At 60.7% G+C, this 9,416-nt stretch carries 10 protein-coding genes and 1 pseudogene; 2 read left to right on the forward strand and 9 right to left on the reverse strand.

Annotation, left to right across the window (positions count from 1 at the left end):
• Positions 1-360, forward strand: a 360-nt coding sequence (locus ABJF10_RS25635; RefSeq protein WP_348547470.1) for a hypothetical protein, incomplete at its 5' end; no start/stop codon positions are given.
• A gap of 95 nt (positions 361-455) precedes the next feature.
• Positions 456-1,772 (forward strand): DUF2254 domain-containing protein, encoded by a 1,317-nt coding sequence (locus tag ABJF10_RS25640; protein ID WP_348547471.1) that lies wholly within the window; start codon positions 456-458, stop codon positions 1,770-1,772.
• A gap of 57 nt (positions 1,773-1,829) precedes the next feature.
• Here the strand turns inward: ABJF10_RS25640 and ABJF10_RS25645 are convergent, their stop codons facing one another.
• The 9 genes and pseudogenes from ABJF10_RS25645 to ABJF10_RS25685 form a co-directional block, all read right to left on the reverse strand.
• A complete protein-coding gene (locus ABJF10_RS25645) occupies positions 1,830-3,260 on the reverse strand; it encodes a cytochrome b N-terminal domain-containing protein (protein ID WP_348547472.1) in 1,431 nt (476 codons plus the stop codon).
• On the reverse strand, positions 3,257-3,790 hold the full coding sequence (locus tag ABJF10_RS25650) for a Rieske (2Fe-2S) protein (RefSeq protein WP_348547473.1): 534 nt from the start codon (positions 3,788-3,790) through the stop codon (positions 3,257-3,259). Before ABJF10_RS25650 ends, ABJF10_RS25645 begins: the two co-directional genes overlap by 4 nt.
• Positions 3,777-4,001, reverse strand: a complete 225-nt coding sequence (locus ABJF10_RS25655) for a hypothetical protein (protein WP_348547474.1) — start codon at positions 3,999-4,001, stop codon at positions 3,777-3,779. The genes ABJF10_RS25650 and ABJF10_RS25655 overlap by 14 nt, the downstream gene beginning before the upstream one ends.
• Positions 3,998-4,774 (reverse strand): cytochrome c oxidase assembly protein, encoded by a 777-nt coding sequence (locus ABJF10_RS25660; RefSeq protein WP_348547475.1) that lies wholly within the window; start codon positions 4,772-4,774, stop codon positions 3,998-4,000. The genes ABJF10_RS25655 and ABJF10_RS25660 overlap by 4 nt, the downstream gene beginning before the upstream one ends.
• Positions 4,771-7,002: a cytochrome c oxidase subunit I gene (ctaD, locus tag ABJF10_RS25665; RefSeq protein ID WP_348547476.1), complete on the reverse strand. Its 2,232-nt coding sequence runs from the start codon at positions 7,000-7,002 to the stop codon at positions 4,771-4,773. The genes ABJF10_RS25660 and ctaD overlap by 4 nt, the downstream gene beginning before the upstream one ends.
• The gene (gene coxB, locus ABJF10_RS25670) at positions 6,999-7,964 is read right to left on the reverse strand and encodes a cytochrome c oxidase subunit II (RefSeq protein ID WP_348547477.1); all 966 of its coding nucleotides are present in this window, start codon (positions 7,962-7,964) and stop codon (positions 6,999-7,001) included. The genes ctaD and coxB overlap by 4 nt, the downstream gene beginning before the upstream one ends.
• Before the next feature lie 9 nt (positions 7,965-7,973).
• On the reverse strand, positions 7,974-8,624 hold the full coding sequence (locus ABJF10_RS25675) for a DUF488 domain-containing protein (protein ID WP_348547478.1): 651 nt from the start codon (positions 8,622-8,624) through the stop codon (positions 7,974-7,976).
• Positions 8,621-9,013: a hypothetical protein gene (locus tag ABJF10_RS25680; RefSeq protein WP_348547479.1), complete on the reverse strand. Its 393-nt coding sequence runs from the start codon at positions 9,011-9,013 to the stop codon at positions 8,621-8,623. Before ABJF10_RS25680 ends, ABJF10_RS25675 begins: the two co-directional genes overlap by 4 nt.
• A 56-nt stretch (positions 9,014-9,069) precedes the next feature.
• Positions 9,070-9,416: pseudogene (locus ABJF10_RS25685) on the reverse strand (hypothetical protein); the annotation flags it as partial.

The following is a 9,416-nucleotide window of genomic DNA, read 5'->3' on the forward strand; positions in this document are numbered from 1 at the left end:
TTGCTGCCACCGTGGCAGTCATGGCGCTGCCACGGTGGCAGCGTGCCTCACTCGGCCGGATGGGAGAAGTGCCGATACATCGTGCGCGACGGGATGCCGAGTATCGGGGCGGCTTTTGAGCGGATCGGTGGCTTCCACGAGCCGCTTGGTCGCCTCGTCGAGCGACGTGCCGCCTCAGCGGATGAATCATCCATTTCGATCCCACTCGAGGAAGAGGAACATGACTTAATTGCATCACGGGTCTCGCTCGCCGCTGGATCGTGGGTTCAAATCCGACACCCTGTGGATGACACCGTTTATCAGGGAATCGAACTTACTGGAGCCACGATCGCCAACGGGCACGAACAGAAGGGAAGCTGAACGACTGCTGATGGAGGGGCTCAAGGCTTGCGGACCAGGATCGGGACTGGGATGATCGATCCAGCCCGAATGGCGGATGCAAGCCCACCTGTTGAATGAAACTGCGACTGATCAAACTTCGCGATAAGCTCGCCGATTCCTTTTGGTTTTTGCCGGCGCTGATGGCCATTTTCGCGGCGGGGAGCGCGCTGGGGACGGTTGCGTTGGATCACGGCATTGGGTCCGACTGGGTCAAGAATATCGGCTGGGTTTGGTCAGGGGGCGCCGATGGTGCGCGTGCGGTCCTTTCAGTCATCGCCGGGTCGGTGATGACTGTCGTGTCGATCGTTTTTTCGCTTACCATCTCGACCCTGTCGCAGAACTCGGCGCACTACGGCCCGCGCGTGCTGCGCAATTTCACTTCCGATCGCCGGGTGCAGTTCACGCTCGGCACTTTCATCGCGACATTCGTTTATTGCCTGCTGGTTTTGCGCACGGTGCGTTCGGTGGAAGAGACGGGATTCGTTCCTTATTTGGCAGTCAATATCGGTGTCTTGCTCGCCTTGGCATCGCTGGCGGTTTTGATCTTCTTCATCCACTACGTTTCGCAGATCATTCAGGCGGAAAATCTCATCGCCGATGTGGGCCGCGATTTCCAACTGACCCTGCCGATCTTATTTCCCGACCGGATCGGCGAAAACAAAGTGCCGAAGCACCAGGCGGACGAAATAAATTGGGAGGCGGCTCAGAAGCTCAAGGCAAAAGAAAATGGCTACCTGCTCCGCGTGGATGATGAGCAGCTAATGGACTTGGCGACCGAGCACGACTTAATACTAAGGTTGGAAAAGCGACCCGGAGAGTTCGTGGCTCGTGATGTGCCTCTGCTGCGGGTTCTCGCGCCCGGCGGCCTGCCGGAGGAAGTCGCGGATGCGTTGCGCGACTGTTACAGCGTGGGCAGGCATCGCACGCCGCACCAGGATGCGCTTTATTCGCTGCAGCAACTCGTGGAGATCGCCGCACATGCTCTTTCTCCCGGCATCAACGAACCGTTCACCGCGCAGACGTGTATTGATTGGCTCGGCGCATCACTGCGCGGCGTGATGCGTAGTGAATTGCCGTTACCACAGCGCTATGATGGCGAGGGCAATCTCCGCGTGCTCGCCAATCCGCTGACCTTCGATGAAATCGCGCGCACGGCCTTTGAGCAAATCCGCATCTATGGCGCGAACAATCCTGCCATCCTCGTTTGCCTGCTGAACACGATTGAGAGTCTCGCGCCCGATCTCCGCCGCGCCTCAGATCGCGACACCCTGCGCCATCACGCGGAATTCATCCGAGCCGATGCGACGCAGATCCAGAACAAAAACGACCAAGAGCGTGTAACCGAACATGTGGAAAAAGCCCTCCACGCGTTAGCCGCCGAATACTCGTGATCGCGTAAATTTCGAGTGGGGTAATCCGAAAAGATCAGCGGAAAACGAATGGCTAAGCTATCGCTCTCCAGCAGCCGTTTCCGCCCGCACCGGGCGCTTGCGCGTTTGCAGAAAGGCCACGAGGTCGTCGATCTGCTCCGGTTTCAAAGTGGCTCCGAAGGCCGGCATGTTGACGCCGCCGTTGACGATGCGGATGACCATGTTGTCCTTGGTGAGTGTGTCGGCGATGTAGGTGAGGTCGGGGCCGCGCCTCCCGCCGTGGCCTTCGACGAGGTGGCAGTTGAGGCAGGCTTTTTGTTCAAAGAGATGCGCGCCGATAAAGACGGGGCCGTTCGTCGCGCCGATGATTTCCGGCGTGAGCGGGACCGGATCGAAGTTCGGCGACCAAGGCGATTTCGCGCCGGCGATCCAGAGCGAACCGATCATAATGACGCTCAAGAGCACGACGGCGATGGCCCATGGACGGCGCGATGGAGCGCGCTCTCCGCGATTGTTCAGGATCGGGGCGATCAGCAGGAGGATGCCGATAACCGCGGGCGCGAGGATCATCACGTAGCCCTCCAGTTGGGGCGGAATCAGAGCGAGCACGGCGAAATACCAGAGCAGATACCAGTCGGGCCGCGGGTCGGCCTGGAGCACGCTCGGATCGGGCGGTTTGTCGAGCGCGGGCGGGCCGACGAAGAGCGCCAGCAGAACGATCGCGATGATGAGGCCGGTGCCGAAAACGAAGTCGCGCCATGCGCCGTCCGGCCAGAACGGATGGCCGGTTTTTTCCATCAGTTCGTTGTATTCCTTGCGGTAGGTTTTCGGATCGACCGGCTTGCCGGCGGTGGGCGGCTCGGAGATGCCGTGGCGCAAAACGAGCATGAGATGGAGTGCCACGAAGCTGAAGATCAGCGCCGGGACGATGAAGACGTGGATCGCGAAAAAGCGGCTCAACGTCGCCCCGCCGATGGTCGTGCCGCCAAGGATGAATTGCGCGAGCCAGTTCCCGATGAAGGGGACGCGCCCAGCTTGTTCCGCGGCGATGACGACGGACCAGGTGGCGTTTTGATCCCACCGCAGCAACTGCCCGGTGAAGCCCATCAAGAGCGTGAAGCCGAGCAGGAGCACACCCGTCGCCCAATTCATCTCGCGCGGAAATTTATACGCGCCAAAAAGAAACGTCTGCGCCATGTGCGCGCCGACCATGAGGATCATCGCCGAGGCGCCGAAGTAATGAAGGCCGCGCAGGAAACTGCCGAACGGCGCGTCGTTCGTGATGAAGACGAGCGTTTCGTAAGCCTGCGAGGCCGATGGAATGTAGGAAAACGCGAGCGCCACGCCCGTGACCACCTGCACGATGAGCGCGAGCATCGTCGCGCTGCCAAAGACATACCACCAGCCAGCATCGCGCGGGACGAGGTGCGACATTGTCGGGCCGATGAGTGCGCTGATCCCTAGCCGGTCGTCGATCCATTTCCAGGCTTCGCCGAAGAGCCGTTTCATACCGTGGTGGTGATCGGCGTGGGCGCTGACTTGATCTCCACCTGCCCGTTGTTGATCCGCACGTCGTAGCGGACGAGCGGCTTTGGCGGCGGCCCGGCGGCGACAGTGCCGTCCTTGTAATAGACGCCGCCATGGCACGGGCACATGAAAAGTTCCGCGTCCGCCAGCCAGCGAATGGGGCAGCCCATGTGGGTGCAATTCACGGAGAACGCGATGAACTGCTCCGCGCTCTCGCGTCTCAGCCACGCCGCGCCTTTCGCAGTAATGCCCGCCCACGGCAGCGGCGACGGATCGGGGAACGGCACGTTGACCGTCTTGCCAATCTCGAAGTCCGTCGGCTTGCCGACGGGAATCCATTCGTTCGGCATTTTGCGAAAGAGCGGCGCGATGACAAATCCGACCAGCGGCACGCCGAGTATCGCCGCGCACAAACTACCAAGACCTATTGAGAGCTTCGCGAAGAAACTGCGCCGGCTCATTTCCTCCGGCGTCGCGGGAGGGCAGGGTTGCGGATGATTATTTTCGTTCATTGCGTTCATGGAGAATTTCCGTGATCCAGCCCGCGAGTGCGGCGGTGAAAAGACCGAGGCCAACGAGGAAAATCACCCACGAGGTGATAAAGCCCCAGAAAATGAAGGTCGTTCCCATGGCCAGACCGGCGGGAAAGTAGTTGGGCCGCGGGAGATGCTTGTACGGAAGCGGCTCCCAGCCTGGTTTTGCGGGCGGTTGCTCGTCGTTCATGCGGTGTGCTCGGGCAGGCGGGCGGGTTCGGAAAACCAGCGCGCGATTTGGGCGAAGATCGCCGCGAGATAGACGAAGCACATCGGCACCCACATTAAGAGTCCGCCAATCTGCTGGTCGCGCTCTGGCGTCATGCCCCAGCTTCCCCGGATCATCAATGAAATCCCGAGCGTGTCCGGCGGCGGCATCGAGTAGATCGAGCAGACCGTCACCGGCGAGAACGTGATGATGATGCCGAGGATGCTGCAAGTGACGCACGCGCTGAAAAGGTAAAGCACCGCGCCCGGCGGCGAGAGACGTTCGCTTTCCCGCGGAGCGAGAATTTGCCGCCAGAAAACGCAACCGAGCACGAGCAGTGAAATAATTTGCAGCGCATGGACCGGACGCGAGCTAACTGCCGCGTTACACAACACCGGCGCGTGCCAGAACCACATCGCGCCGACGCCAGCGAACCAGCCGACGAGCGGATGACCGAGCACGCGCGGTCGCACCGCCAGCGACACCGATCGTGGCAGGCAGAGCAACAGCAGCGCCGGCACGATCAGCAACAGCAGAATATGCTGCGCCATGTGCGCGCTGAACAGGTAGCCATCGGCGAGCGCGTTGAGCGGCGACAGTAGTGTGAGTAGCAACACGCCCAGCGCGGCGACAAACCAGCCCCAGCGGCGGTGGTCGCGAAAGACGGCGAAATATGCCGCCAGCGCGACCACACAGGGAATCAGAACTACCGGATTCCAGGTCCAGGCGGAGTGAAGAAATTGCGAGGTGGTCATTGGAGATGAGGCAGGAGATAAACCGCCGAAAATACGACAACCCAGACGGCATCCACGAAATGCCAGTAAAGCCCGACCGCCTTGAGCGCGGGCGAACGGCCCTGCTTGAAGTCACCCGCCAGCGCCAGCCCAAGCACGATGAGCAGCACGATCAGACCGACACAAACGTGCAAACCATGGAAACCGGTGAGCGTGAAAAAGGTCGTCGTGAAAAGATTGGAACTCACGGTCACCCCGCTCTGGAACAAGCCCCAATACTCGAGTCCCTGGCCAATGATGAAGATGCTGCCGAGCAAAATCGTCGCGGCGAGCCAGCCGACCATGGCCCGATGATTGCCTTTATGCTGGCTGACTTCCGAACGCCAGATCGTGAAGCTGCTCGCGAACAGGCTGAGACTGAAAATGCCGGTCTTAAGCAAATTCAAGTCCTGCGCGCCCGGCCCGGGCTGCGGATAGGCATGAAAAAAGAGGTAGGCAAGAATCAGCACGCCGAAAAAGCCGGTTTCAGAAATGATGAAGGCGATGACGCTGGATGTGTTTTTCTCCGGCGCAGAGATTTCCGCTTTCCATTTCGTGCCGACCATCGGATCGGGGCGATCAGGATTGGCGATGTCCCAGAGCGGACGCCGGCTACGGATCGGCGGCAACTCGTGGAAGTTTTCATGCGGCGGCGGCGAGGTGGTCGCCCATTCGAGCGTCCAGGCATTCCACGGATTGTCGCCGGCGATTTTGCCGCGCAGGAGGCTGGCGGCCAGATTCCAAACGAGGAGCAGCGCCGCAGCGCCCATGAAGAACGCACCGACGGTCGAAACCATGTTCATCCAGCCCCAGCCCGGCAGGTCGGCGTAGGTGTAAATGCGTCGCGGCATGCCCGCCAACCCGAGGAAATGCTGAATGATGAAGGTCATGTTAAAACCGATGAACATCAGCCAGAACGTCCATTTCCCGATCCGCTCCGAGAGCATCCGCCCGCTCATCTTCGGAAACCAGTAATGCAGCGCGCCGAGAATGGCGAAGACGATCAAGCCGACGAAAACGAAGTGAAAGTGGGCGACCAGAAAATAACTGTTCTTGGTCTGCCAATCGAGCGCCGCGACGGCGTGACTGACGCCGGTCAGTCCGGCGAACAGGAATTGAACCAGCGCCGCGACGCAGAAGAGCATGGGCGTCTGCAATCGGATCCGGCCGCCAATCATGGTCGCGCTCCAGGCGAGGACTTTCACGCCGGTCGGGATGGCGATCAACATGCTGGAGGCGACGAAAAACAAATCAATCGTGTGCCCTAGCCCGACCGTGAACATGTGATGCGCCCAGACGAGGAGGCTGAGGAACGCAATCGCGACCGTCGAGCCGGCGACAAATTCATAGCCGAAGATCGGCTTGCGCGAAAAAACAGGGATGATTTCCGACAAGATGCCGAACGCCGGGATGGCGACGATATAAACCTCCGGGTGTCCGAACGCCCAAAAAATGTGCTGCCATAAAATCGCCGAGCCGCCGCCGGACGGCAGGAAAAAATGGGTATCGAGCCGCCGGTCGATCAGCAGCATCACGAGGCCGGCGTTGAGCACCGGCAGCGCGAGGATGACGAGAAAAGAATTGACGAAAATCATCCACGAAAAGAGCGGCAGCCGGCGCAGCGTCATGTTGGGCGCTCGCATGGAAAGGACCGTGACGATGAAATTGATCGACGCACCGACCGAGCCGATGCCGAGGACGAGCAGCGCCAGCGCCCAGTAGTCGACGCCGAGTTGTGAAGAATAAGGCGTCTCGGAGAGCGGCGCGTAGGCGAACCAGCCGACATTCGGTGCGCCGCCCGCGAGGAAGCTGAAATGCAGCAGGATGCCGCCAAATGGCACGAGCCAGAAGCTGAACGCATTGAGGCGCGGGAACGCCATGTCGCGCGCGCCGATTTGCAAAGGCACAAAGTAATTTGCCAGTCCGAAGAGCACCGGCATCGCGACGAGAAAAATCATCGTCGTGCCGTGCATCGTGAAGAGCATGTTGTAAGTGTCCGGATGCAGAAACGTGCTGTTCGGCACCGCGAGCTGGAGCCGGATGAGCAGCGCCTCGATGCCGCCGACGACGAAAAACACGAGCGCCGTCACCATGTAGAGAATGCCGATGCGCTTGTGATCGACTGTCGAGAGCCACGCCATCCGCCAGTGTTCCCGCTGCTCGATGGTGAGCAGACCGGCTCGCTCGAGTGCTGAGGTGATTCCGTTCATTTCAAAGTCTCGAAGTAATCGACGAGTTGGGTGACCTGCTCGTCGGTGAATTTGAAGTCCGGCATTTTGACTCCGGGTTTCACCTGCTGCGGATCTTTCAGCCAGCGGTGCAAATTCGCGCGCGTGTTCTCCGCGATGCCCGCGCCGAGTTGCCGCCGGCTCGCGAAGTGCGTGAGATCGGGGCCGACACCCGCATTGGCGCTCGTGCCGTTGATCGCGTGGCAGTTCACGCAGCTTGTCTGCTGAAAAAGGGCGAGACCTTTCGCCGCGCTGTCGCCCACCGGCGTGGCCGCGGGCGCGAGCTGCGCTTTCTGCCAGGCATCGAACTCCGCCTGCGACTGGGCGATCACGAGGAAATGCATCCACGCATGTTCCGTCCCGCAGAATTCCGAACAGACGCCGAGATACGTCCCCGGTTTGTCGGCTTCGATCCAGAGGTGATTCGGATGGCCGGGCACCGCGGTGATTTTGCGCGCCAGCTCCGGCACCCAGAATTCGTGCAACACGTCGGCCGAATCGAGCCGCACCGAAAACGCATTGCCCACCGGAATGTGAATTTCATTCGCCACCACCGCGCCCGATTTCGGATAGCGCGCCTCCCACCACCATTGATGTCCCGTCACCACGAGGTCCGGCTCCGGCGCGGGCGCGGGATCGGAGCGGCCCATCGTTCGCGCCGTGAGCAGGAAGAGCGCGAGCACGATCGCGCACGGGATCAGCGTCCAAATAATCTCGACGGTCTTGTTGCCCGCGAGTTGATCCGGGTCGGGTTCCCCTTCGCGCCAGCGGAACCGCATCAGCGCATAAACAATCGCGCCGCCGACGAGGACAAAAATGGTCCCAAGAATGATCGTGACGACAATGCCGAGATTAAAAATGGAGTGAGCCTGCGGCGAATCCGGAGCGAAGACTCGCAGAACCGTGCCAATAGGCAGAAATGGAAATGCGACGCTGTGTTCCATTACGAGCATCTATGCGGACAGTTGATCGACCGCCGCGGAAGTCGATGCCTGTCGGCTGAAGTCTCGATCATCTGGCGGCAGCACTTCCGCGGGATAGGTAATCTCCGTGCCGCGCACCTTCGCGAAAGGCGTGAGGTCGTGAGGCTCGCGGCGCTCTCGGCTCATGACGTCTTCGACCGGAATGCCGCGCACGAGCAGCGCGTCTGCGATCAGCGAACGATGACAGCGCCAAGGCACTGCTTCAACACACATGATGGCGACACGCCGGTCCTTCGCCATTTCGATCAATGCCGCCATGCCCTGCTCGAACTCGGACGTCTGCATGTAATCAGCGTAGCCGCGAAAGGAGGCATTGCGCCAGCCGGCGTTGATGGAATCAGGTCGCGTGCGGCGCAGACCGCCAAGCTGCGGGAGATGCACGTAATCGCCTCCTGCCGCCCGCAAAGACTGCGGCAGCGCGCTCCGGTCAAATTGCGGATTGTGCCGTGAACGAGGCACGGTGCGCACGTCCGCCACGCACTCCACGCCGTGCGCTTTGAGCAGTTCGATGAACGCTTCGATTGGCCGCGTGGAATGTCCGATTGTCAGCACCGGCCCGAGCGATTTCAGCGCGGGTTGTCCTCTTTCCGAAGCAGGGTTAAAGCGTTTATGCGGCTTCATGATTGTGCCGGTTCGCCTTCACAGGTCTTGCCGGAAATCACTCGAGCAAAAAAAATCTTTCCCTTCCCATCGGTCTGACTGCGGCCAGTGGAAAGTAAAAGTGATCCGTGTTTCCGGCGAAAGTTCCGTCGTGGGCAAATCGGCGACATGCACTCCGAGTCCAGTGTCGCGTGTGCCGATGTCCTGAACGGTGATCCAGCCGTCCGCGCTCCAGTGGATTTGCGCGCGGGTGCGAGCGTTTTGCGGTTGCCGGCAAATGCCGAGAGCGGCAGCCGCTCGACGGCTTCGATGACGAAATGCGCCAGATCATCCTCGCCGATCCAGGCCCGCATGTCCGGCGGCAAAAGCATGGGCGTGTGGCGGTCGATGTTGATGAAGCGTGCAGCCATGCCCGATCGAATCACCAAGCGTGGGAAACTTCCAGCGCGTAAGTCCGACGGGCTCCTTAACGCCAGGCCAGGATCATCCAAAAAAACGCTGCATATAGGACCAGCAGCACAGCACCTCCGAGACGTCGCAGCCCGCCGCCCCACGCAGTGAAAACGATGGCCACGATCGTCATCCCGCCGAGCCACCAAAGCGCGAAAACCGTGCGCGGAGAGATGCGGCCCAGCCCGACGAACAAGGCCGGCAGGCAGAGGCCGGCTACGATGTTCACCGTATTGCTGTTGAAGGACTCCGTGACCACCGCCGCGCCGCGTCCGTGCAAAGCGAGCCGGACGCCGGCGATCGCATTTGGGATGCCGGTCAAGGCCGCGATGACGAGCATTCCCACCGCCGCATGCGGCAGGC

Source organism: Chthoniobacter sp., from assembly GCF_040003245.1.
Classification (GTDB): Bacteria; Verrucomicrobiota; Verrucomicrobiia; order Chthoniobacterales; family Chthoniobacteraceae; genus Chthoniobacter.